The sequence below is a fragment of the Micromonospora sp. DT228 genome (genome assembly GCF_049841595.1).
GTDB lineage: Bacteria > Actinomycetota > Actinomycetes > Mycobacteriales > Micromonosporaceae > Micromonospora.
In genome coordinates, this window is the sequence record NZ_JBNCKO010000001.1 from 556906 (window position 1) to 580541 (window position 23636).

At 73.0% G+C, this 23636-nt stretch carries 18 protein-coding genes; 14 read left to right on the plus strand and 4 right to left on the minus strand.

From position 1 onward, the window contains the following. Positions 1-153 precede the first annotated feature (153 nt). Positions 154-1737 carry an acyl-CoA mutase large subunit family protein gene (locus ACLQ29_RS02435; RefSeq protein WP_425770020.1) on the minus strand — a complete coding sequence of 528 codons (1584 nt, stop codon included), beginning with the start codon at positions 1735-1737 and terminating at the stop codon, positions 154-156. 206 nt (positions 1738-1943) lie between these two features. Here ACLQ29_RS02435 and ACLQ29_RS02440 point away from each other — a divergent pair, with 206 nt between their 5' ends. Together ACLQ29_RS02440 and ACLQ29_RS02445 are read left to right on the plus strand one after the other, a co-directional pair. Continuing rightward, complete coding sequence (locus tag ACLQ29_RS02440; RefSeq protein ID WP_425770022.1) at positions 1944-4007, plus strand: serine/threonine-protein kinase; 2064 nt, start codon at positions 1944-1946, stop codon at positions 4005-4007. Between the two features lie 47 nt (positions 4008-4054). After that, positions 4055-5731, plus strand: a complete 1677-nt coding sequence (locus ACLQ29_RS02445) for a phospho-sugar mutase (RefSeq protein ID WP_425770023.1) — start codon at positions 4055-4057, stop codon at positions 5729-5731. 10 nt (positions 5732-5741) lie between these two features. Here ACLQ29_RS02445 and ACLQ29_RS02450 read toward each other — a convergent pair whose 3' ends face one another. Beyond that, on the minus strand, positions 5742-6419 hold the full coding sequence (locus tag ACLQ29_RS02450) for a GOLPH3/VPS74 family protein (RefSeq protein ID WP_425770024.1): 678 nt from the start codon (positions 6417-6419) through the stop codon (positions 5742-5744). A 74-nt stretch (positions 6420-6493) separates the two neighbouring features. After that, positions 6494-7126 (minus strand): uracil phosphoribosyltransferase, encoded by a 633-nt coding sequence (upp, locus tag ACLQ29_RS02455; protein ID WP_425770025.1) that lies wholly within the window; start codon positions 7124-7126, stop codon positions 6494-6496. A 126-nt stretch (positions 7127-7252) separates the two neighbouring features. On the opposite strand from upp, the gene deoC reads away from it, so the two are divergent. From deoC to ACLQ29_RS02505, 10 genes are all read left to right on the plus strand, one after another. Continuing rightward, positions 7253-8281 carry a deoxyribose-phosphate aldolase gene (gene deoC, locus ACLQ29_RS02460; protein WP_425770026.1) on the plus strand — a complete coding sequence of 343 codons (1029 nt, stop codon included), beginning with the start codon at positions 7253-7255 and terminating at the stop codon, positions 8279-8281. Positions 8282-8287: 6 nt separating this feature from the next. Continuing rightward, positions 8288-9718, plus strand: a complete 1431-nt coding sequence (locus tag ACLQ29_RS02465) for an aldehyde dehydrogenase family protein (protein WP_425770027.1) — start codon at positions 8288-8290, stop codon at positions 9716-9718. Then, on the plus strand, positions 9711-10535 hold the full coding sequence (locus ACLQ29_RS02470) for an aldehyde dehydrogenase family protein (RefSeq protein WP_425770028.1): 825 nt from the start codon (positions 9711-9713) through the stop codon (positions 10533-10535). Before ACLQ29_RS02465 ends, ACLQ29_RS02470 begins: the two co-directional genes overlap by 8 nt. A gap of 573 nt (positions 10536-11108) precedes the next feature. Further along, positions 11109-11615, plus strand: coding sequence for a BlaI/MecI/CopY family transcriptional regulator (locus ACLQ29_RS02475; protein WP_425770029.1), 507 nt, complete (start codon positions 11109-11111; stop codon positions 11613-11615). A gap of 10 nt (positions 11616-11625) precedes the next feature. After that, positions 11626-12531, plus strand: coding sequence for a M56 family metallopeptidase (locus ACLQ29_RS02480; RefSeq protein WP_355031910.1), 906 nt, complete (start codon positions 11626-11628; stop codon positions 12529-12531). Positions 12532-12769: 238 nt separating this feature from the next. Further along, positions 12770-14023 carry a cytochrome ubiquinol oxidase subunit I gene (locus ACLQ29_RS02485; RefSeq protein ID WP_425770030.1) on the plus strand — a complete coding sequence of 418 codons (1254 nt, stop codon included), beginning with the start codon at positions 12770-12772 and terminating at the stop codon, positions 14021-14023. 18 nt (positions 14024-14041) lie between these two features. Continuing rightward, complete coding sequence (locus ACLQ29_RS02490; protein ID WP_425770031.1) at positions 14042-15049, plus strand: cytochrome d ubiquinol oxidase subunit II; 1008 nt, start codon at positions 14042-14044, stop codon at positions 15047-15049. Continuing rightward, positions 15046-16722: a thiol reductant ABC exporter subunit CydD gene (gene cydD / locus ACLQ29_RS02495; protein ID WP_425770032.1), complete on the plus strand. Its 1677-nt coding sequence runs from the start codon at positions 15046-15048 to the stop codon at positions 16720-16722. Before ACLQ29_RS02490 ends, cydD begins: the two co-directional genes overlap by 4 nt. Beyond that, positions 16719-18566 (plus strand): thiol reductant ABC exporter subunit CydC, encoded by a 1848-nt coding sequence (gene cydC, locus ACLQ29_RS02500; RefSeq protein WP_425770033.1) that lies wholly within the window; start codon positions 16719-16721, stop codon positions 18564-18566. The genes cydD and cydC overlap by 4 nt, the downstream gene beginning before the upstream one ends. Positions 18567-18634: 68 nt before the next feature. Then, positions 18635-19309 carry a permease prefix domain 1-containing protein gene (locus ACLQ29_RS02505; protein WP_425770034.1) on the plus strand — a complete coding sequence of 225 codons (675 nt, stop codon included), beginning with the start codon at positions 18635-18637 and terminating at the stop codon, positions 19307-19309. A 116-nt stretch (positions 19310-19425) separates the two neighbouring features. On the opposite strand, the gene ACLQ29_RS02510 is transcribed toward ACLQ29_RS02505, so the two are convergent. Then, entirely contained in the window at positions 19426-19764 is a 339-nt protein-coding gene (locus tag ACLQ29_RS02510) for a PadR family transcriptional regulator (protein ID WP_393366254.1), read from the minus strand. Between the two features lie 160 nt (positions 19765-19924). On the opposite strand from ACLQ29_RS02510, the gene ACLQ29_RS02515 reads away from it, so the two are divergent. Beyond that, positions 19925-20887, plus strand: a complete 963-nt coding sequence (locus ACLQ29_RS02515; RefSeq protein WP_425770035.1) for a DNA primase — start codon at positions 19925-19927, stop codon at positions 20885-20887. A gap of 39 nt (positions 20888-20926) precedes the next feature. Then, a complete protein-coding gene (locus tag ACLQ29_RS02520; protein ID WP_425770159.1) occupies positions 20927-23404 on the plus strand; it encodes a transposase in 2478 nt (825 codons plus the stop codon). The last annotated feature ends 232 nt before the right edge of the window (positions 23405-23636 follow it).

Here is a 23636-nt window from a genome sequence, read left to right on the forward strand (position 1 = left end):
GAACTGACACTCCGACAATTAGCCGACCACACTCCGCGACGAGCCGGATGGACGCTCACACGGAGCCGTCCGCCACGGGCGCACACCGTGTGCGTCCGCGCTCCTCCGACCCGGTACCCGCCCAGCGCTACGGACACACCGCGACCGGGACGCTCAGAAGCGATCGGTGGGCCGGTACAGCCCCCACACCTCGCGCAGCGTCCCGCACACCTCACCCACGGTGGCCCGGGCCCGCAGCGCCTCCTTCATCGGATAGAGCACGTTGTCCGAGCCCTCCGCGGCGGCCCGCAGGTCGGCGAGGGCCCGCGTCACGACCGCGCCGTCCCGCTCGGCGCGCAGCCGCGCCAGCCGCTCGGCCTGGGCCGCCTCGATCGTCGGGTCGACGCGCAGCGGCTCGTACGGCTCCTCCTCGTCCACGGCGAACCGGTTGAGCCCGACCACCACCCGCTCACCCGAGTCGATCTCCTGCGCGATCCGGTACGCGGACTGCTCGATCTCCCGCTTCTGGAACCCGGCCTCGATCGCGTCCACCGCCGAGCCGTGATCGGCCACCCGCTCCATCAACTCGAGGGCGGCGGCCTCGATCTCGGCGGTCATCGCCTCCACCACGTACGACCCGGCGAACGGGTCGACGGTGGCGGTCAGGTCCGTCTCGTACGCCAGCACCTGCTGGGTACGCAGCGCGAGCCGGGCCGCCTTCTCGGTGGGCAGCGCGATCGCCTCGTCGAAGCTGTTGGTGTGCAGCGACTGCGTGCCGCCGAGCACCGCGCCCAGCCCCTGCACCGCCACCCGGACCAGGTTCACCTCCGGCTGCTGCGCGGTGAGCTGCACGCCTGCGGTCTGGGTGTGGAAACGCAACATCATCGACTTCGGATCCTTCGCGCCGAAGTCGTCGTGCATGAGCCGGGCCCAGATCCGCCGGGCGGCGCGGAACTTCGCCACCTCCTCGAGCAGTGTGGTGCGGGCCACGAAGAAGAACGACAGCCGGGGCGCGAAGTCGTCCACCGCGAGCCCGGCGGCCAGCGCCGCCCGCACGTACTCCACGCCGTTGGCCAGGGTGAACGCGATCTCCTGCACGGGTGTCGCGCCGGCCTCAGCCATGTGGTAGCCGGAGATGGAGATGGTGTTCCACTTCGGCACGTCCTTGCGGCAGTACGCGAACGTGTCCGCGACCAGGCGCAGCGACGGCTTCGGCGGGAAGATGTACGTCCCCCGGGCGATGTACTCCTTGAGGATGTCGTTCTGGATCGTGCCGTTGAGCGCCGAGCCGGGCACGCCGTTCTCCTCGGCGACGAGCTGGTAGAGCAGCAGCAACACCGAGCCGGGCGCGTTGATGGTCATCGAGGTGGAGACCTTGTCCAGCGGGATGTCGGCGAAGAGCAGCCGCATGTCCTCGATGGAGTCGATGGCGACGCCCACCTTGCCGACCTCGCCGTGCGCGATCGGCTCGTCGGAGTCGTAGCCCATCTGGGTCGGCAGGTCGAACGCGACCGAGAGGCCCATCGTGCCGGCCCGCAACAGCTGGTGGTACCGCGCGTTGGACTCGGTGGCGGTGCCGAAGCCGGCGTACTGACGCATGGTCCACGGACGGGAGGTGTACATGGTGGGGTAGACCCCCCGGGTGTACGGAAATTCACCGGGGGCGCCCAGCCGGGAGTCCAGGTCCTCCGGAAGGTCCGCGCCCGTGTAGACGCCCTTGATCGGAAAATCGGACTCGCTTGACCGCCGTTGGTTCATCCCCGGATGGTAGGACGCGCCGGCTCGTCGTCGGGTGAGGGATACCGCACAGCCCGTTCCGAGCCGTCGACAGGAGGTGAACGACGAGGCACTTTCTGTCGAGTTCGACAAACGTCCGTCGCGTCGGCTTTCGCATCGGGCGTCGGAACCAGCAAGATAGGGGGGTTGTGTCCCAGCCCCCCTCGATTTCCCCCGGTGGCTTTTCTGTGACTCAGATCCCGACGTGGAGCGGCGGACCCGTCAGTCCCGCCAACGGCCGCGCAGCACCCGGCACCACCATCGGTGACCGGTACGCGCTGCGGTCCTCGGTGGGCAACGGCGGCATGGGCACGGTGTGGCGTGCCACCGACACCCTGCTGCGCCGCGACGTGGCGGTGAAGGAGGTCGTCCTGCCTCCAGGGCTGGCCCCCAGCGACCGCGACGCCATGTACGAACGCACCCTGCGCGAGGCGCGGGCCGCCGCCGCCATCCAGCACCCGGCGGTGGTGCAGGTGTACGACGTGGTCACCGAGGCCGGTCGGCCGTGGATCGTGATGGAGCTGCTGGACGCCCGCAGCCTCGCCGACATGGTGATCGAGGACGGGCCGGTCGCGCCCCGCGCCGTCGCCAAGATCGGCATAGCGCTGCTCGGCGCGTTGGAGGTGGCGCACGCGATCGGCGTGCTGCACCGCGACGTCAAACCCGCAAACGTGCTGATCTGCTCCGACGGGCGGTGCGTGCTCACCGACTTCGGTGTCGCTCGGATGCCCACCGACGTGCAGCTCACCACCCCCGGCATGGTGCTCGGGTCGCCGCACTTCATCTCGCCCGAGCGGGCCATGGGCCAGGAGTTCGGCCCGCCGAGCGACCTCTTCTCGCTGGGTGTGACGCTCTACACGGCGGTGGAGGGGCGACCCCCGTTCGACAAGGGTGACCCGATCGAGACCATGCACGCGGTGGTCGAGGACCCGCCGGCCCCGCCGCAGCGCAGCGGCCCGCTGACCCGCGTGCTGATGGGCCTGCTGGAGAAGGACCCGGCCCGGCGGCTGGACGTGCACACCTCCCGGGCCATGTTGCGCGAGTTGCTCGCCGGCCCGCTCGGCAGCACCGCCACCGCTGTGCACTCGGTCACCGACCCGTACGCGGTGGTGCCGGTGCAGCAACGCCCGGTGCCGGTCCTCCCGCCGCCGTCCCCGCCGGAGCCGAAGCCGGACCACCAGATCGGTGGCCCGGCGATGCTGGCCCCGGGAGAGTCCCTGACCGACCGGCTGGCCTCGCTGCGCCGGGGCGAGCGCCCCCAGCCGGCCACCCCGGCCGGCGCCACCGGGTTCGACGAGACAAGCGCCGACGTGTTGGCCGGCCCGTTGCACACGCCCACCGGCGCGATGCCCGGCACCGGCCAGCCGTCCTCCGGGCGCACCTACGGTGGCAGCGCCGACACCACCCAGCGGGTGGACGCCGGCGGGCACCCGGACGCCACCCAGCGGGTCAGCTACGGCAACTCGGCCGACGCCACCCAGCAGGTCGGATACGGCAGCGCGCCGGAGGCAACCCAACGCATCGGCGGCACCTACGGCGGTGGCAACCAGTGGTCGGTGCCCGGCACCGGCCAGCCCTGGGCCACCTCACCCGCCGCGCCGGGCGGCGGCGCTCTCGGCAAGGTCCGCGCCACAGGTGGTCAGCTCGTCGGCACGGTGAAGGCTTGGCCCCGCAAGGTGCAGCTCGCCGCGGCCGGCGGGTTGGCCGTCGTGCTGCTGCTCACCGTGGTGGCCCTGACCAGCGGCGACGACCCCCCGCCGAACACCCCGGCGGCGCAGCCAACCGCGTCCGCCCCGGCGGCCCCCACCGTCGAGATGGAGCAGCACGCGGCCCGCGGCATCCAGGTCATGGTGCCGAAGGGGTGGAAGAAGGCCACCGGCGGCTCGTACACCGACTACATCGACCCGCAGGACAGCGGCCGCAAGGTCCGCATCATCACCGAGAAGTGGTCGACCGACTCCAACCGCTGGGCGGAGACGGCGGCGAACGGCCTCCAGACCAGGAGCACCTCCTGCGTCAAGCCGTACCAGCAGCTCAACGCCACCGCGACGGAACTGGACAGCAAGCCGGCCGCCGAATTCGAATACACCTGCGGCGAGGGCGACGTCATGCGGCACGGCGTCTGGCGTGGCGTGGCCGAGGGCGGCAAGGCGTACTCGTTCTACCTCACCTCGACGGACGCCAAGTTCGCGGCGAGCAAGCCGATCTTCGACGAGATGGCCAGGACGTTCAAGCTCACCGGGGCAGGCTGAGCCGAGGGAACCGCCAGCGGTGATCCGCCGCCGTGCTATCAAGAGGCATGGCGGCGGACACCACTGACATCGACGACATTCGCGAGCAAGCCCAGCGCTGGCTGGCCGACGACCCCGACCCGGCCAGCCGGGACGAGCTGACGGCGGTGCTCGACCGGCTGCCGGCGAGCGCCCCGGAGCTGGCCGACCGGTTCGCCGGTCCGCTGACCTTCGGCACGGCGGGCCTGCGCGGCCCGCTGCGCGCCGGCCCGAACGGCATGAACCTCGCCGTGGTCACCCAGGCCGCTGCCGGCCTGGTCGGCTGGCTCGCGGCCCAGGGTGGCACCGGTCCCCTGGTGATCGGGTACGACGCCCGGCACGGCTCCCGGCAGTTCGCCGAGCGCACCGCCCAGGTGGCCACCGGTGCGGGCCGGCCGGCGCTGCTGCTGCCCCGCCCCCTGCCCACCCCGGTGCTGGCGTACGCGGTGCGCCAGCTCGGCGGGGTCGCCGGAGTGATGGTCACGGCCAGCCACAACCCGCCCCAGGACAACGGCTACAAGGTCTACCTCGGCGCGGAGCTGGGCGGTGAGCTGGGCGCCGGCGCGCAGATCGTGCCGCCCGCCGACGCCGGTATCGAGGCGGCCATCCGGGCGGTCGGCCCGCTGACCCAGGTACCGCTGGGCCCACCCGGACAGGTGCTCGGTGACGACCTGGCCGCCTCGTACGTGGAACGGGCCACCGCCGTGATCGACCCGGACGGGCCCCGGGACCTGACCGTGGCGTACACCCCGCTGCACGGGGTGGGCGCGGCGGTGCTCACCGCCGCCTTCGCCAGCGCCGGTTTCCCGGTGCCCGGTGTGGTGCCCGACCAGGCCGAGCCGGACCCGGCGTTTCCGACTGTGTCGTTTCCCAACCCGGAGGAGCCGGGGGCGGTGGACCGGTTGATCGCGCTGGCCGACTCCACGGGCGCGGACCTCGCCATCGCCAACGACCCGGACGCCGACCGCTGCGCGGTGGTCGTCCGCGACAGCGCGGACGGCGGGCAGACCTGGCGGATGCTGCGCGGCGACGAGGTGGGCGTACTGCTCGCCGACCACCTGATGCGCCGTGGGGTGACCGGGCTCTATGCCACCACGATCGTGTCGTCGTCACTGCTGCGGGCGATGTGCGCGGCCCGGGGCCTGCCCTACGACGAGACGCTCACCGGTTTCAAGTGGATCGTGCGGGCCGGCGGCGGCAGCGCACCGCTGGTCTTCGGCTACGAGGAGGCGCTCGGCTACTGCGTCGCCCCCGAGCACGTCCGGGACAAGGACGGCATCACCGCCGCGCTGACCGTGGCCGAGCTGGCCGCCGGCCTGAAGACCCAGGGCCGCACGTTGACCGACCGGTTGGACGAGTTGGCCGCCGAGTTCGGCGTGCACCACACCGACCAGCTCTCCGCCCGGGTGGACGACCTCCAGGTGATCACCGACGCGATGGCCCGGATCCGGGCGGCCACCCCGACCACCCTGCTCGGGCACCCGGTCGACAGCGTCCGGGACCTGCTACCCGAGGCGGACGTGGTGATCCTGCGTACCGGGGTGGCCCGGGTAGTGATCCGCCCATCCGGGACCGAGCCGAAGCTCAAGGCGTACCTCGAGGTGGTGGAGCCGGTCGTGGACGGTGACGTCCCGGCGGCCCGCAGCAGGGCGGCGCAGGCGGTCGCCGCCCTGCGCGGCGAGATCGCCACAGCTCTGGGGCTGTGACCGGCGGGGGTCAGCGGCGCGGGCCGAGGGCCTGGTCCACGGCCCGGCCCAGGGCGGCGACGACCAGGCCGACCGAGGGACGGACGACCGAGTCGTCGGTGCTCACCTCGCCGGAGAAGCCGGCGCCCGTGGCGATCTCCTCCAGCCGGCGGCGCGCGTCGGCGGCGGTCTCGCCGCTCACCCCGAGCGCGGACTCCATCCGCAACACCGCCACCAGGGTGGCCAGCGCGGCGGTCCGCTCGTCCGGGGCCGCCGCGCCGGTCAGCGCCTCGGCCAGCCGCTGCCGGGTCTCCGCCTCCACGGAGGCGTCCACGACCGGGTAGCGGTGCACGTGGATGAAGCCCAACTCGGTCTCGTCGACGTCGCGGACCACACCCTGGCTGCACAGGTCGCCGAGGATCCGGTCCCGCAGGCCGTGTCGCAGGCGCTGCACCCAGGAAGCCGGGCTGTGCGGGGTGTCGGCCGCGACCCGGGCCAGCACCTCGTCGGCGACCGGCTCGCCGGTGGGCGTCGGGTCGATCACTGCCAACGATCCGTCGGCGTACGCGATCCGGCCGGCCAGGGCCAGCTCGACCAGCACCGCGGCGGCCATGCCCAGGTCCAGGCTGATTCGGGGCATGGTCGCCTTGCCGGTCGTGTCGTCGTAGGCGAGGAGCAGCAACTCCTCGGCGAGCGCAACACCAGTCATGGCCGGAGACGGTAGCGGGTCCGTGCACACCGCGCACGGACCCGCCCGACCCGGCACCGACCGGGGTACCGCCCTCAGAACCGGGGCATGCCCCCGAACTGGCGGTCGCCCGCGTCCCCGAGCCCGGGGACGATGAACATGCGGTCGTTGAGCCCCTCGTCGATCGAGGCCGTGACCAGGCGCAGCGGCAGGCCCGAGCGCTCCAGTCGCTCGATGCCGACCGGCGCGGCGAGCACGCAGAGCACCGTGATGTCGGTGCAGCCGCGGTCGGCCAGCAGCCGACAGGAGTGCTCCAGCGAGCCACCGGTGGCCAGCATCGGGTCGAGCACCAGCACCGGCAGCCCGGCCAGGTCGCGGGGCAGCGACTCCATGTACGCGCGTGGCTCGTAGGTCTCCTCGTCGCGGGCCAGGCCGACGAAGCCCATCGAGGACTCCGGCAGCAGGCCGAGCGCGGCGTCCGCCATGCCCAGGCCGGCCCGCAGCACTGGGACCAGCAGCGGCGGGTTGGCCAGCCGGGTGCCCTCGGTGCCGGTCACCGGCGTCTGCACCGGGTACCGCTCGACGGGGAAGGTGCGCGCCGCCTCGTACACCAACATGGTGGTCAGTTCGTGCAGCGCGGCCCGGAACGTCGAGGAATCGGTGCGCGTGTCCCGCATGGCGGTCAGTCTCGACTGCGCCAGCGGGTGGTCAATGACGTGTACGTCCACGATCGCTCAACCTACCGGTCCCCACGGCGCGCCGGTGCGGGTGCGGTCGGACCAGCGACGCCGCTCACGTCCGGCGGCCCGCTGTGAGCAAGATCACTTGGCGTTCCGGTGCGTAGACTTCGGGGCATGACGGCGACAACGACGTCGGCCCGGTCGGAGCTCTCCGAGCTGGGACGATCCGAGACCGCTCTGCGGACCTTCCTGCACGGCCTACCGGGCGTGGACCAGGTCGGCGCGGAGCAGCGGGCGGCACAGCTCGGCACCCGATCCATCAAGACCACCGCCAAGGCCCAGGCGATCGACCTGGCGATCCGGATGGTCGACCTGACCACCCTGGAAGGCGCGGACACCCCGGGCAAGGTGCGCGCGCTGGCCGCGAAGGCGCTGCGCCCCGACCCGGCCGACCCGACGTGCCCGCACGTCGGCGCGGTGTGCGTCTACCCGGCGATGGTTCCGTACGTCGCCGAGGTGCTGCGCGGCAGCGCCGCCGGGGCCGGGCGGCCAGCCGGCGGACCCGTTGAGGCGGCCGGCGCCGCGCCGGCCGGACCCGGCATCGTGCACCTGGCCAGCGTGGCGACGGCATTTCCGTCCGGCCAGGCGCCGTTGGAGATCAAGCTGGCCGACACCCGGGCCGCCGTGACGGCCGGCGCCGACGAGATCGACATGGTGATCAACCGGGGCGCGTTCCTGGCCGGGCGGTACTCCGAGGTCTACGACGAGATCGTGGCCACCAAGGATGCCTGCGGGGACGCCCACCTCAAGGTGATCCTGGAGACCGGCGAGCTGGCCACCTACGACAACGTGCGACGGGCCTCCTGGCTGGCCATGCTTGCCGGCGGCGACTTCATCAAGACCTCCACCGGCAAGGTCCCGGTCGCGGCGACGATGCCGGTGACGCTTGTGATGCTGGAAGCGGTCCGCGACTTCCGCGAGGCGACCGGGCGGCAGGTGGGCGTGAAGCCCGCCGGTGGCATCAAGACCACCAAGGATGCCATCAAGTACCTGGTGATGGTCAACGAGACCGTCGGCCCGGACTGGCTCGACCCGGACTGGTTCCGCTTCGGCGCGTCCAGTCTGCTCAACGACCTGCTGATGCAGCGCACCAAGCTGACGACCGGCGTCTACTCCGGTCCCGACTACTTCACCCTGGACTGATAGCCGATGTTCGAATACGCCCCCGCCCCCGAGTCCCGCTCGGTGGTGGACCTCAAGCCCTCGTACGGGCTGTTCATCGACGGCACGTTCGTCGACCCGACCGACGGCGGCAGCTTCAAGTCGATCAACCCCGCCTCCGAGGAGGTGCTGGCCGAGATCGCCGAGGCCGGCACTGCCGACGTGGAGCGCGCGGTACGCGCCGCCCGCAAGGCGTACGACAAGGTCTGGGGTCCGATGCCGGGCCGCGACCGGGCGAAGTACCTGTACCGCATCGCCCGGCTCGTCCAGGAGCGCTCCCGCGAGCTGGCCGTCCTCGAGTCGCTGGACAACGGCAAGCCGATCCGCGAGTCCCGCGACGTCGACCTGCCGCTTGTCGCCGCGCACTTCTTCTACTACGCGGGCTGGGCCGACAAGCTGGGTCATGCCGGCTTCGGGTCGAACCCGCAGCCGATCGGCGTGGCCGCGCAGGTCATCCCGTGGAACTTCCCGCTGCTCATGCTGGCCTGGAAGATCGCCCCGGCGCTCGCCGCGGGCAACACGGTGGTGCTGAAGCCCGCCGAGACCACCCCGCTGACCGCGCTGCTCTTCGCCGAGATCTGCCAGCAGGCCGACCTGCCGGCCGGCGTGGTCAACATCGTCACCGGGGCCGGCGACACCGGCCGCGCCCTGGTCGAGCACCCCGGCGTCGACAAGGTCGCCTTCACCGGCTCCACCGAGGTCGGCCGGGCCATCGCCCGCTCCGTCGCCGGCACCCGCAAGAAGCTCACCCTGGAGCTGGGCGGCAAGGCTGCCAACATCGTCTTCGACGACGCGCCGATCGACCAGGCCGTCGAGGGCATCGTCAACGGCATCTTCTTCAACCAGGGGCACGTCTGCTGCGCCGGCTCCCGACTGCTCGTCCAGGAGAACGTGGCCGACCGGGTGCTGGAGTCGCTGAAGCGGCGGATGGCCCAACTCCGGGTCGGCGACCCACTGGACAAGAACACCGACGTCGGCGCGATCAACTCGGCCGCCCAGTTGGAGCGGATCCGCGAGCTGTCCGACGCCGGCTCCGCCGAGGGCGCCGAACGCTGGTCACCGCCGTGCGAGCTGCCCGACCGTGGCTTCTGGTTCGCGCCGACGATCTTCACAGGCGTCACCCAGGCCCACCGCATCGCCCGCGAGGAGATCTTCGGCCCGGTGTTGTCGGTGCTCACCTTCCGCACCCCGGCCGAGGCCGTGGAGAAGGCCAACAACACGCCGTACGGGCTGTCGGCCGGGATCTGGACCGACAAGGGCTCCCGGATCCTGTGGACGGCCGACCGGCTGCGCGCCGGCGTCGTCTGGGCCAACACGTTCAACAAGTTCGACCCCACCTCGCCGTTCGGTGGTTACAAGGAGTCGGGTTACGGTCGCGAGGGCGGCCGGCACGGGCTGGAGGGCTACCTCAATGTCTGAGCGGGTCGCGGTACGCAAGACGTACAAGCTCTTCATCGGCGGGAAGTTCCCGCGCAGCGAGTCGGGACGGTCGTATCTCGTGCAGTCCTCGAATGTGTCACTGGCCTCCCGCAAGGACGCCCGGGACGCGGTGGTCGCCGCCCGCGCCGCCGTCAAGGGCTGGGCCGGCGCGACCGCGTACAACCGGGGTCAGATCCTCTACCGGGCCGCCGAGATGCTGGAGGGCCGCCGCGAACAGTTCGTCGCCCTGGGCATCCCCGGCGACGAGGTGGACGCCGCGGTGGACCGCTGGGTCTGGTACGCCGGCTGGGCCGACAAGCTCGCCCAGGTGTGCGGCGGGGCCAACCCGGTCGCCGGCCCGTACTTCAACCTCTCCGCGCCCGAACCGACAGGCGTGGTCGCGGTGGTCGCCCCCGAGCGCCCGGCGCTGCTCGGCCTGGTCAGCGTCATCGCCCCGGCGATCGTCAGCGGAAACACGGTGGTGGTGGCGGCGTCCCCGTCGGAGCCACTGGCGGCGGTGACGCTGGCCGAGGTGCTGGCGACCTCCGACCTGCCCGGCGGTGTGGTCAACATCCTCACCGGCGCGATCACCGAAACCGCGCCGGCGCTGGCCGCCCACATGGACGTCAACGCCATCGACCTGACCGGGGTGACCGACACCGCGTTCGCCACCGACCTCGAGGTCAAGGCCGCGGAGAACCTCAAGCGGGTGCTCCGCCCCGCCCCGGCCGACCACGACTGGTCGGCCGACCCGGGTCTGGCCCGGATGACAGTTCTGCTGGAGACGAAGACGGTGTGGCACCCCAAGGGGGTGTGATTCGGTTCTCGGCCTTTGGTTTTTGCGCGGCCTTTGAGGTTTTCCGGGGGAGCCCGCCCACTCCGGGCGGTCAGGCTTGATCCCTGCGTGGGCGGGCTCCCCCGGAAAACCTGACCTGGGCCGGGTCCGTACGGGGGTTCCGTCTCGCGACTCCTGCCTGACGCCGAGTTGCCGACCAGCGGGGTGGCCCCGCCGCGCCCTGCCATGCCTCCGACCACCCAAGATCCACCTACCCACCGTGTCGCCGTGCCGCCGCGCCGCCGCGCCGCCGTTGTGGCCGTTGTGGCCAAGATCTGCGCAACTTCAGGGATGTTGCCGCCTCCGGGGCGCTGGAGGCAGCAACATCCCTGCTCTTGTGCGGATCTTGCACCTCTCGCCGACCTCGGCCGGTGATCATGGGGTTAGCCGGACAGCTGGCCTCGTTGGGGCCGGCCAACCTCATGATCAACTCGGGGTGAGCGGGATCCGGGGTGGGTGGGGTTCGGGGTGGGTGGGGTTCGGGGTGGGTGGGGTTCGGGGTGGGTGGACTGGCGCGGTGGGTGGGGGGTCTACTACCGGGGGTAGGATTGGGCTGTGACTCGGTTGGGCGATCTTGAGCGTGCGGTGATGGACGTGTTGTGGGACGTGGTCCCCGGCACGTCGGACGGTGTGACCGTGCGCGAGGTGGCCGACGCGCTCGACGGCCGTGAGCTGGCGTACACGACGGTGATGACCGTGCTGGACCGGCTCGCCGGCAAGGGCATGGTGCAGCGCGAGCGGGAAGGTCGGGCCTGGCGATACCGGCCAACGGCCAGCCGCGAGGCGCACATCGCCCAACTCATGCTCGACGCCCTCGACCTGGGCGGCAGCCGGGACGCCGCGCTGGTGCGCTTCGCCCGCTCGGTCACCGGCACCGAGGCCGAGGTGCTGCGCGCGGCGCTGGGCAGCGAGGCCAGCCTGACCGGGCCGGACACCACAGGCGGCGGCACGGGTGTCGCCGGACCAGACGGGCCGAGCCTGGCCGGGTCGGGCGCCGAACTGACCGATCGGGTGGACGGGCCGGCGGGCCGGCGACCTGCCGGCGAGACAGCGGAGCGGTAGGGCGCGCGCCATGGCCTACGCCGTGCACTTCGCCGCCACCATGCTGGCCTGCTATCTGACGGCTCAGGTGCTGGCCCGCTCCACCTGGACGTGGCGCAGCCCCCGAGTGGCGATCATCTGCTGGCAGGCCGTCGGGTTGGCGCTGGGCCTCTCCGCGATGGGCCTGCCGATGGCGCTCGGCCTGAGCACGTACGACCTGCCGACCGGAAGCGCACTGCTCGCCCTCGCCAACGACCTCGGCCACGGCACCCTGCCGGCCGGGATGAGCACCTTCCACCTGGCCGGTGTCGGGGTGGGCTTCGGCATCGGCGCGGTGTTGGTCACCACGACCGTGCGCAGCATCCACGGCACCGTACGCGCCCAGCGTCGGCACCGGGACCTGCTCTCCCTTGTCGCCCGGGACGATCCGGCCGCCCCCGGCGCGCTGGTGCTCGACCATCCGAGTGCCGCCGCGTACTGCCTGCCGGGGGTGAAACCGCAGGTGGTGGTCAGCGCCGGCACGCTGAGCCTGCTGGATCGGGCCGAGCTGGCCGCCGTGCTCAGTCACGAGCGCGCGCACGCCCACGAGCGGCACGACCTGGTGCTGCTGCCGTTCACCGCGCTGTGCCGCGCGTTGCCGTGGTTCGCCTGGGTCCGCGACGCGCACGAGCGGGTCGCCCTGCTGGTCGAGATGCGGGCCGACGACAAGGCCCGCGAGCTGCACGCCGAGGCGCCGTTGGCGGGAGCGCTGCGCCGGTTCGCCGCCGCTGGCCACCGCATCACCCCAGCGGGTGCGCTGGGCATGGGCGACCGTGATCTTGATGTACGGGTCCAGCGCCTCCTGGTCAGCGACCGGCCGCCCCGGGTGCTCGGTGCCACCGCCCTCGCGGTCGCCACCACGCTTGTCGCCCTTCCGGTCACCCTCTTCCTGAGCTAACCCCCAGCACCCCACGCACGCGCGCCCCCGCCTGCACCGCGCACCCACCCGCGCGCCTCCCGCCACCCCATCCGGCCGCCGCGCCCGCAACCCTGTCCGGCAGCGCGATTACGCCGACACCCTCAACTACTACGCGATGTCGTAGACTTGCTTACGACGTCGCGTAGTAGACAGACGTGTAGATAAACTACGTGTAGGGTGGCTACGACAAGGGAGCCAACACTACGGAGAGCCGGCCATGGACACCCTGCTCCTCGCCCGCCTGCAGTTCGCCACCACCACCTCGATCCACTTCCTGTTCGTGGTCGTCACGCTCGGGCTGGTCACCCTGCTGGTCGGGATGCAGACCGCCTGGGTCCTCACCGGCAACCCGAAGTGGGAGCGGCTGACCCGTTACTGGGGCCAGCTCTACGTGATCAATTACGTGCTCGGCATCGCCACCGGCATCGTGATGGAGTTCCAGTTCGGGCTGAACTGGAGTGGCCTGTCGCGCTACGTCGGCAACGTCTTCGGCGCGCCACTGGCCCTGGAGACGCTTGTGGCGTTCTTCCTGGAGTCCACGTTCCTCGGGATGTGGATCTTCGGCTGGCACCGACTCCGCAAGGGCGTCCACCTCGCCCTTCTGTGGGGCGTGGCGATCACCGCGTACGCGTCGGCTTTCTGGATCATGGTGGCCAACTCCTGGTTGCAGAACCCGGTCGGATACGAGGTCCGCGACGGGATCGCCCACCTCACCGACTTCGGCGCGCTGCTCACCAACCCCACCTTCGGGATGGCGTTCGGGCACGTGGTGTCGGCGGCGCTGCTGATCGGCGGGATGCTGATGGCGGCGGTCAGCGCGTGGCACCTGATCCGGCGTACCCCTGACTTCGCGTTCTTCCGCACGTCGTTGCGGGTCGGTCTGGTCACCTCGGCGTTGGCGATCAGCATGGTGCAGGGCTTCGGTTTCGCCCAGTTCGGCCCGGTGGGCAGCGTGCAGCCGACCAAGTTCGGCGGCAACGGGCCGGAGGCTCAGGCGCTGATCGCGGAGTGGACCGCGCGCTTCGGCCCCGGCGACTACACCCCACCGGTGCTGGCCAGCGTCGGGCTCGGCTTCATGATCCTGACCGGACTCACACTCGGCTGCCTCTGGTTGCTGCTGCCCCTGCTCTTTCGCGACTGGATCGTCCGACTGCGCTTCCCGCTCTGGCTGATTCTGCTGGCCCTGCCGCTGCCGTTCGTCGCGGTGATCCTCGGCTGGATCTCCCGGGAGGTCGGCCGGCAACCCTGGGTGGCGTACGGGCTGCTCCCCACCGAGCAGGCGGTCTCCCCGGTCGGCGCCCCGGTGATGCTGGCCTCGCTCGTCGGCTTCAGCCTGCTGCTGGGCGCCCTCGCCGGCACCAACTGGGTGCTGCTCGCCCGGTACGCGAAACGCGGCGCGCTCGACCCGGCGCTCGGCCGCCCGCCGACGCCGCCCGGCGAGCCGGCCCGTCCCGAACCCGCACTCGTCTGAGGATCTGAGGAGAAGACCGTGGACCTCGCCTGGTACGCCCTGCTCGGCCTCTTCTTCGCCAGCTACCTGGTGCTCGCCGGCTACGACTACGGCGTCGGCCTGCTGCTCGCGCGCGGCGGAAGTCCCGCCGGGCGGCGGGCCTCGCTCACCGCGCTCGGCCCGTTCTTCCTCGGCAACGAGGTGTGGCTGGTGGCCGCCGTGGGCATCCTGTTCGGCGCGTTTCCGGTGCTGGAGGGTGAGCTGCTGTCCGGCTGCTATCCGGCCGTCGCCGGCGCCCTGGTCGGCGTCATCCTGGTCACCGCGGGCGTGCAACTGCGCAGCCGGCACGCCGACGAGCGGATCCGCGCCCGCTGGGACCGCATCGTGACGATCGGCAGCGCGCTCGCCGCACTGGGCTGGGGTGTGGTGCTCGCCGCGCTGCTCCAGGGCGTACCCCGTCAGGCCGACGGGCACGTCGCCGGGTTGTCGCACCTCGCCACCCCGTTCGCTGCCGCCGCCGGGCTGGCCATGGTCGCCCTGGTCGCGGTGCACGGTGCGACCTTCCTCACCCTGCGACTGCCGAGCGCCGAGGCCGCCGTGGTCGGCCGCACGGCCCGCCGGCTGGTGCCGGTAGCGCTCACCGCGGTCGCGCTGGCCACCGTCGTGGGCCTGCTCTCCGCCCGGGTACGCGACGCGGTCCAGCGGCCGGCGGTGGCCGTACTCCTGCCGGTGCTCCTGGTGGCGGCGTTGCTGGTGGCCCGCGCGGCGCTGAGGCGGCGGCGGCCGGGGTGGGCTCTGGTCGCCACCGGCGCGGCCCTGGCGCTGCCGGTGGTGCTTGTCGGCGCCGCCCTCTGGCCCTATGTGCTGGTGTCCACGACCGACCCGGGCGCCTCGCTCGCGGTGGCGGACGCCGCCGCAAGCGCACCGACCCTGCGGCTGCTCGGCTGGGTGGCGATGCCGCTGCTTCCGGCCCTACTAGGCTTCCAGGCGATGTGCTGGTGGGTTTTCCGAGGACGAACCGACGGTAGGGCACCGGTGTACTGGTGAGCCGCCGTCCGTTCGACAGGCGTCTGCCGCGCCGGGTCCCTGCGGCCCGGCGCGATCTTGCCGTGCTCGCGCTGCTGGGTGTGCTCGCCGCCGGATTGATCGTGGCGCAGGCCACGGCGCTCGCGGCCGTGCTGGCCACCGCCGTCGACGGACGACTCGATCGACAGGCGCTGGCCGGCTTCGTGCTCGCTGTCGCCGCCCGCTCGGCGTTGGTCTGGGCGCAGGGCACGGTCTCCGCGCGGGTGGCCGCCACGGTCAAGGCCACGCTGCGGGCCGACCTGCTCGGCGCGGTGGGCCGGCACGGCCCTGGCTGGGTGGCCGGGCAGCGCGCCGGTCAGCTCGCCACCCTGGCCGGGCGCGGGTTGGACGCGCTGGACGCCTACTTCACCGGGTACCTGCCGCAGTTGGTGCTGAGCGTGACGGTGCCGCTGGCGGTGCTGGCCCGGGTCGTCTTCGCCGACTGGAGCTCGGCGGTGATCATCGCGCTGACCCTGCCGCTGATCCCGGTCTTCGGCGCGCTGCTGGGCTGGCAGGCGCAGGCCGCCACCGAACGACAGTGGCGGCGGCTGTCGCTGCTCGGCGGTCACTTCCTGGACATGGTCGCCGGGCTGCCCACGCTGCGCGCGTTCGGACGAGCCCGAGCACAGACCGACGTGGTACGCCGGATGGCCGACGGACACCGCGTCGCCACCATGAAGACGCTGCGCATCGCGTTCCTCTCCGCGCTGGTGCTGGAACTTGTCGCCACCCTCTCGGTGGCCCTGGTCGCGGTGCCGGTCGGCATCCGGCTGCTCGGCGGCGGGCTGGCCCTGCAGACCGCGCTGCTGGTGCTGCTGCTCACCCCGGAGGCGTACCTGCCGCTGCGGTCCGCCGGCAGCCGCTTCCACGCCAGCATGGAGGGGCTCGCCGCGCTGGACGAGGCGCTGACCATCTCGGCCGCGCCCGTCGCACCCCGCGCCGCCGAGGGCGCCACCACCCCGGACGCTCGGCGCGAGATCCGGTTCGAGGGGGTGACCGTGGCGTACGAGCGGACCACCGCGCTGCGGGACGTGACCCTGACCATCCGGCCCGGCGAACGGATCGCCGTCATCGGGCCCAGCGGCGCCGGGAAGAGCACACTGCTCGGCCTGCTGCTCGGCTTCGTGACCCCGACAAGTGGCCGGGTCACCGTGGACGGGGTCGACCTCGCCACCGCCGACCCGGACGCCTGGCGCCGGCAACTCGCCTGGGTGCCGCAGCGGGCCCACCTCTTCGCCGCCTCGCTCGCCGACAACATCCGGCTGGGCGCTCCGGACACCCCGCGCGACGTACTGGCCGCGGCGGTGCGCGACGCCGCCCTGGACGACGTGGTGGCCGGTCTGCCGGACGGCCTGGACACCCTGCTCGGCGAACGCGGCCACGGACTGTCCAGCGGGCAGCGGCAGCGGGTCGCCCTGGCCCGAGCCTTCCTGCGCGCCGCACCTGTGGTGCTGCTCGACGAACCCACCGCCCGACTGGACACCGCGGCCGAGGCGGTGGTGCTCGACGCCACCCGCCGGCTTGTCGCCGGCCGGACCGCGGTGCTTGTCGCACACCGGCCGGCGCTGCTCGCCGACGCCGACCGGATCCTGCGCGTCGAGGACGGTCGCGTCACCGAGCTGACACCCGAGCCGACCGGAAAGGCACCCCGATGAGCGCGGCAAACGGGTCGGGCCCGGTCGACCCGCGGCCGGTCGAAGCGGGCCTGGCAGGCGCGGGGCCGGTCGACGCGGGGCCGGTCGACGCGGCACCGCATGGGCGGGTCACCGCCGAACGGGCCGTGCTGCGACTGGCCCGGCCCTACCTGGGCCGCCTGGTCGGTGCCGGGCTGCTCGCGGCCGCCACCGAGTTCGCCGGGCTGGCCCTGATGGCCACGGCCACCTGGCTGTTGATGAGCGCCGCCGGTCAACCCCCACTGGACCGGCTCACCGTGGCGATCGTCGCGGTCCGGGCGCTGGCGATCAGTCGGGGCGTGTTGCGCTACACCGAACGGCTCGCCGGGCACGACGCGGTGCTCCGCATGATCACCGACGTCCGGGCCCAGGTCTTCGCCACCCTCGCGGCCCGTCGCGACGCCGTACACCGCTCGGGAGACGTGCTGAGTCGGCTGGTCTCCGACGTCGAGGCGGTCCAGGACCTGCTGCTGCGGGTGCTGGTCCCGGGCTCGGCGGCGGGCCTGGTCGGTGTCCTGGCGGTCGCCGGGGCCGCGCTGATCTCGCCGCCGGCCGCCGGAGCGCTCGCCGTCGGGCTGCTGGTCGCCGGCGTGGCGCTGCCCGGGCTGGCGACAGCGGTCACCCGCCGCAGCGCGGCCGAGGTGGCCCCGCTGCGCGGCGCGCTGGCCACCGACGCGATCGACCTCACCCACGGCGCCGCCGACCTGGCCGCGTTCGGCGCGACCGCCGGTGCGCTGCACGCCGCCGAGGAGCGTGCCCGACGGCTGGCCCGACTCGAACGCCGGCTGGCCGCCACCGGGTTCGCCGTGGACGCGGCCGGGGTGCTGACCGCCGGGTTGACCGCCGCGGCGGTGGTGCTGGCCGCGCTGTCCGCCGACGTCCCCGGCGTGCTGGTGGGCGTCCTGGCCGTCGGCGCGCTGGCCGCCGTCGAGGTGACCCTGGCGCTTGTCGCGGCGGCCCGACAGTGGACACAACTGCGGCCCGGTCTGGCCCGGGTGGCCACCCTGCTCGACGCCGGCCCGCCGGTCCGCCCGGCCACGGACGGCAGCACCGACCTGACCGGCCCGTCCGCGCTGCGCTTCGACGACGTGACCGTGCGGTACCGGGCCGGCGCGGCCCCCGCCCTGGACGGCATCAGCCTGGACCTGCCGGCCGGGCGGAGGATCGCGGTGGTCGGCCCGAGCGGCGCCGGCAAGAGCACCCTGGCCGCTGTGCTGACCGGCACCGTCCGGCCGGTGTCCGGCCGGGTCACCCTCAACGGTCGAGACCTGTCGGCGTACGCCGAGGAGGCCCTGCCCCGCACGGTCGGCGGGCTGCTCGCCGAGGCGTACGTCTTCCATGCCACGGTGCGGGAGAACCTGCTGCTCGGGCGGGCCGGTGCCGGCGAGGACGAGCTGACCGCGGCCACCGCGGCGGCCGGCCTGTTGGAGTGGGTACACGCCCAGCCGGCAGGCTGGGACACGCTCGTCGGCGAGGAGGGCGGACAGCTCTCCGGCGGCCAGCGGCAACGGCTGGCGCTCGCTCGGGCCCTGCTCGCCGCGCCGGCGGTGCTGGTGCTCGACGAACCCACCGAGGGGCTGGACCCGGCCGCCGCGGACGCGGTGCTCGCGTCCGCCCTCGCCGCCACCCCTACCGGGCACTCGGTGCTGCTGATCACCCACCGGCTCAGCGGGCTCGCCGAGCTGGACGAGATCATCGTCCTCGACGGCGGTCGGGTGATCCAGCGCGGTCGGCACGCCGAGCTTGTCGCCACCGACGGCTGGTACCGCGACCAGTGGCTGCTCCAGGCGGCTGCCGAACGGGGTTACCTGGCGCTCGCGCCCTGACCTGGCTCGGGGACGGACCAGGGTTCTCCCCGACGTCGGGGCTCCGGAGTCCGTGGCAGGGTGGTGGCATGCCGCGCTGTGAGGATGTGTTGGTCGACGAGCACCTGCGGGACCTGGCCGCCCGGTTGCAGGGGCCGGCGCGACTCAAGTCCGACCTGCTGATCGAGGCCCGGCACGGGCTGCTGGACGCCGTCGAGGCGTACCAGGAGAGCGGTGTGCCGCCCACGGAGGCGCAGCGCCGCGCGGTGGTCGAGTTCGGCTCACCGGCGCAGTTGCTTCCCTCCTGGCAGGCCGAGCTGGCGGTGGGCGCGCTGCGGGGCCTGTCCCTGCGGATGCTGGCCGTCGCCGGGGTGGGGATGGCCGCCGGCGACCTGACCTGGCGTGGGGCGAGCTGGAGTGACGGCCCTCGCCCGCCGGCCGGCTACCTGCTGCTCTCCAACTCGGTCGACCTGATCTGGATGAGCACGCTGCTGCTCGCGGTGGCCGGTCTGCTTGTGGTGGCGGCGAGCGCCCGTTCGACACGACGGGGCCTGGTCATGGCGCAACGCGCGGTGGGCGCCGGCCTGACCGGCCTGCTGGCCCTCGCCATGGTGACCGGATGCGCCCTCTTCACCTGGTCCCTCAACCTCTGGGACGCGGCGCTGAGCTGGCCGCCGATGATCATCGGCGGGGTGTTGGTGGGCGGCGCGTACTTCTCGCTGACCCGCGCGACGCGCGGCTGGCTGCTGGCCATCGCCCGCTGACCCGCGCCGCCTGCTCTGCGCCGCGGCGTGCCCGCCCGCTCTGACCCGCTCCGGCGCTGACCCACGTCCTTCACGCCCGCTCGCGGTCGGGCGCGGGCGGGCACGGTCCGGCCGGGTCAGGCCGGGGTGGGCGGGCTGCCGGGGTCGAGGAACCGGCCGACCGTCAGTTGGAACTCGTGCCAACCGGCGCGCTCTCCGGCCAGCGCGCGGCGGCCGGAGTCGGTGAGCTGGTACGTCCGCCGCTCCCGACCGTTGACGGTGCTCCAGGTGCTCGCCACGTGCCCCGCGCGTTCCAGGCGACGGAGCGCGGGATAGATGGTGCCGGTGGGCAGATCCAGGCTGCCATCACTGCGCTCCCGCAGCGCCTCGATGATGGCGTAGCCGTGCTGCTCGCCCTGCTCCAGCACGGCGAGCAGCAGAGCGTCGAGATGGCCGTGCAGCGACTGGGCCTTCATACGTAGCTACGCTACTTGTCGAGCGGCCCGTTCGCCAGCGCCGGCCACCAGCAGGTCGAACCCGTGCGCCAACCGGCCACCGGGGTGCGGGCATCGGTCACCCAGCGCCGCCGACTAGGGTATGTGCCCAGAGTCACTCGTCGGACAGAGACCCCGGCGGGTGGGCAACCCGAAGCACACGGAGGTCAGCGTGGCCCGCCAGTCGCCCCAACGGCCCGACGCCGACGAGCCCGAGCTCGACGACACCACGAACGCGGCCGAGCCAGAGGAGGCCGCGGAGACCGACGGCCCGTCGGCTTCGATCGACAGGTCGCTCTGGGACGAGCTGCGCATCGATCCGGTGGAGATCTCCCTGCCCGCCGGCACCGGTTTCACGCTGCGGGCGTACCGGCCGGCCAGCGCACTGACCCCGACCGATGTGACCGAACGCGACCAGGACGACCCGTTCCTCGCCCGCCGCCAGGTCGTCGAGGAGGAGGAGGACGACGAGACAGTCGTCATCCTCGACGAGGACCTGGCCGAGGAGTTCGCCGACAGCGACGAGGACGAGTCGACGCGCCGCCGCGCCGACAGCAAGGCCGAGGACGAGGCCGAGGGCGACGAGGCGGACGAGGACGTCCCGGACGAGGCGGACGACGAGGAGGTGCCGGTCTTCCTCAGCCACCGGGGCAAGCTGCTGCTGTTCAAGACCCCCGAGTCGTTGGTCAGTTTCATCCGGTCCGGTGCGCCAAACGATCTGTCTCAACTGGACAGCTGGAATGAATTGGCCGAACGGGTGGAGCCGGCCGATATCGCTCCGCTCGACGAGGACAACTACGAACTCGACCTGGTCGTGGAGAACCTGCGCGGCGGCCACGACACCTGGGATTCGACCCTGCTGATCGAGGCCGGCGAGATCGCCCGCGACATCTCGTACGCATTGCGGCTGCCTGCGGTCCTGGACATGCTCTCCGCCGGCTCCAGCCTCGACGACCTGGACGAGGCGCTGCGGGCCACCGCCAACGGTGGGATCGGTGCTTTCATGGGTCGACGACGGCTGAAGAAGATCGGAGCACAGACCGCGAGTTTGGGTTGGCGCACCATTGTCGGCAAGATCTCTGCGGTGGTGGACTGGCGCGACTGACCCGTACCGGGGAGCATCAGTTGCTGGCAGAGGAAAGACCTGTCCCGGGAGGAGGACGACGCCGTGGCGCTCGTGCGCGTTTACTGCGGTCTGGCCTCGGCGGATCCGGCTGACCGACCGGCCTCCGCCGGTTCGACGCTGACGTCCGCTGTGGTCGACGACGCAGGCCGTCTGCTGCATGTCTGCGAGATCAGCGACGACGCCGCTGGCTACGCCCAGCTCGTCGCGCTGCTCGTGGAGCGGTCGGGCGGGCCGAGCGGAGCGGCCATCGCCGCCGACAGTGACGACCACACGGTCACCTCGCTGCTGAGCGCGGCGGGGCGACCGTTGGCCATTGCCGACGACGACTCGGTGGACGACTTCGCCGAGCGGTTCGCCGACGACGACTCGCTGGAGGAGATGCAGTCCCCTCCGGCCGAACGACGGGCCGTCGGCCTGGCCCGCGCGTTGCAGGCGGGCGCGCTCTCCGCGGTCACCCTGCCGGCGCCCCGGGACCTCGCCGGCTACAAGCAGGTGCTCGCCGCGCACGCCGCCCTGGCCAGCGGTCGACACTCCGCCGCCGTGGCGCTGCGTGAGGTGCTGCGTGAGCTCTACCCGGCGGCCCTGCGGGCGTATCCGGACCCGGCCGAGCCGGTCTCGCTTGCGGTGCTGGACGCGCTGCCCGAGCCGGGCATGCTCGGCGGCACCGTCGCCCGGGGCCGTGAGGTGTCGGTCGCGGCGGATGCGATCGCCGCACATCTCGCCGCCGACGGGGTCGCCGACGCCGAGGAAATCAACGAGGCGGTCACCGCACTGCGGGTCGCCATCTCCGAGACGCCGCGCCGCGCGGCGGTCAACCGGGCTCTCACGTCCGCGGTGGCCGAGACGGTCCGCCAGGCCGTCGCTTCCGTACGAGCCTGCGACGCGGGCTGTGAGGCGCTGGTCAGCGCCCTCAGCTCTCGGGTCAGCACGCCCGCCCAGGCGCCTGGTCGCCGGGCCGCTGCCCGCCGTGGTGAGTCGGTCGGTGAGCTGACCGGCCTGGCCGGCACCAACGCCGGGTTGGCCGGCACCAACGCGGGGTTGACCGGTCTCGCCGGCACCAACGCCGGGTTGCGGTCGGTCCGACCCACCCCACCAGCCGCCGACCCGGCACCCGCCGTCGGGCGACGCAGCCGACCCGAGCCGGTCCCCGGTAACGCGCCGTTGGCGTCACCCCGTCCACTCGGGCCGCCGCCTGTCGCACCCGCCCCGGTCACGCCGCCGCCTGTCGCACCCGCGCCGATGACCCCCGCGGCGATGGCTGGGCCGCCGGCGTCCACGCTGCCCAGTCGCAGCGAGCCGCTCCCCAGCCGGATCGACGGCCCGACCAACCGGCCGGTCTCCTCGCCGCCGCCTCCGCCGCCCGGGATCACCCCGATCGCGCCGGCGCAGCGCGGCATGGTGCCTCCGGCCGAGGCCGGTGAGCCGTTCCGGCCGACGCTGACCACCGCCGCGATCAACAACGCGCGGGCCGAACGGCAGCGTACGGTCATCCCGCCCCGCCCCAAGACCAACGGCGAGCCCCGGCCGAGTCACCTGCAACGCCCGGTCGAGGAGCCACCGACGGGCGGGTTCAGCGTCACCGATCTCAGCATTCCGGTGCCGACCCCCCGACCTGGTCAGGAGTCGGCACCGCCCGGCTCCCGCGCCAACTGGCCGCTTGTCAACAACCCGGAGGACCCGGCCGACGGCCCACCGAACAACCCGGCGGCCTATCCCTACGGCGGCAACCGCGGCATCGACCCCCCGACCGACCCGGGTCGCGCCGACGGTCGGGTCACCCCACCCTGGTTGGCGGACGACCTGCCGCAGGAGCCCCCGATGCTGCGCCTGGTGGAGCCACCGCCACTCGCTGATCGGGCGCTGCGTGAGGGGCTCAACCCTCAGGCGGACCCGCACCTGGAGACGCCCCCACTGCGGTTGGTCGACCGGGAGCAGGCCGCGCGGAACGGCCGAGCGGCCGCACGCGCCGCCGAGCACCGGCCGCCACCCCCGGTGGAGCACCGGCCGCCTCCGCTGGAGCGCCGAACGCCTCCGGTCGAGCACCGGCCACCGCCGGTCGCCGACGAGGGCGACGGCGACCTGCTGATCTTCGCGCAGGCCAAGTCGGCCTGGTTCGTGGGGCAGGCCGAGGAGACCGACCTGGACTGGTCGACCACCGCCGACACCGGCTGGCAGGCCGCCGAGCAGGCCGCCCGCCCCGCGGTGGGTGCCGCGACAAACGCCGGGCTGCCCAAGCGCGTGCCACAGGCCAATCTGGTCCCCGGCTCCCCGCTACGCGAGGAGCGCCCATTGCGCATAGTGCGTGATGCGGCGAGCCTCGCGGAGAACACCACGGGTTACTTCCGCGGTTGGCGTCGCGGGCAGGAGATCGGCGGTTTCGCGGTAGGCGGACGACCAGGCCGCGAGGCGGCCGGTGGCTGGGACTTCAGCCGCGACCACGGCGACCGCGACGACGACCGGGAGTACGAGTACCGCTCCGCCGGCTACCAGTCCTGACCCTCGGCAGCTCCCCCACCACACGCGAATCGCGCCCCCAGTCGGCTGACTGGGGGCGCGATCGTGTCGGCGGGACGGAACGTCGACGCGAAAACGCCGCCCCTCGAAGACCCAGGCCGGACGTCCGTGTCCCCGAGCGGGGCAGACATCCGCCAGAGCTCAAGAAGGCGGCGTCGGGTGCCCGCCGGCACGAGCAGCACGACGGGCAGGGCGAAACGCCCGGTGGCGGCCG

What these genes read in the sequence shown, in the direction of transcription:
- ACLQ29_RS02435 (WP_425770020.1), bottom strand. Translation starts at nt 1,737, where the DNA reads ATGAACCAACGGCGGTCAAGCGAGTCCGATTTTCCGATCAAGGGCGTC.
- ACLQ29_RS02445 (WP_425770023.1), top strand. Translation starts at nt 4,055, where the DNA reads ATGGCGGCGGACACCACTGACATCGACGACATTCGCGAGCAAGCCCAG.
- ACLQ29_RS02450 (WP_425770024.1), bottom strand. Translation starts at nt 6,419, where the DNA reads ATGACTGGTGTTGCGCTCGCCGAGGAGTTGCTGCTCCTCGCCTACGAC.
- deoC (WP_425770026.1), top strand. Translation starts at nt 7,253, where the DNA reads ATGACGGCGACAACGACGTCGGCCCGGTCGGAGCTCTCCGAGCTGGGA.
- ACLQ29_RS02465 (WP_425770027.1), top strand. Translation starts at nt 8,288, where the DNA reads ATGTTCGAATACGCCCCCGCCCCCGAGTCCCGCTCGGTGGTGGACCTC.
- ACLQ29_RS02470 (WP_425770028.1), top strand. Translation starts at nt 9,711, where the DNA reads ATGTCTGAGCGGGTCGCGGTACGCAAGACGTACAAGCTCTTCATCGGC.
- ACLQ29_RS02480 (WP_355031910.1), top strand. Translation starts at nt 11,626, where the DNA reads ATGGCCTACGCCGTGCACTTCGCCGCCACCATGCTGGCCTGCTATCTG.
- ACLQ29_RS02485 (WP_425770030.1), top strand. Translation starts at nt 12,770, where the DNA reads ATGGACACCCTGCTCCTCGCCCGCCTGCAGTTCGCCACCACCACCTCG.
- cydC (WP_425770033.1), top strand. Translation starts at nt 16,719, where the DNA reads ATGAGCGCGGCAAACGGGTCGGGCCCGGTCGACCCGCGGCCGGTCGAA.
- ACLQ29_RS02505 (WP_425770034.1), top strand. Translation starts at nt 18,635, where the DNA reads ATGCCGCGCTGTGAGGATGTGTTGGTCGACGAGCACCTGCGGGACCTG.
- ACLQ29_RS02510 (WP_393366254.1), bottom strand. Translation starts at nt 19,764, where the DNA reads ATGAAGGCCCAGTCGCTGCACGGCCATCTCGACGCTCTGCTGCTCGCC.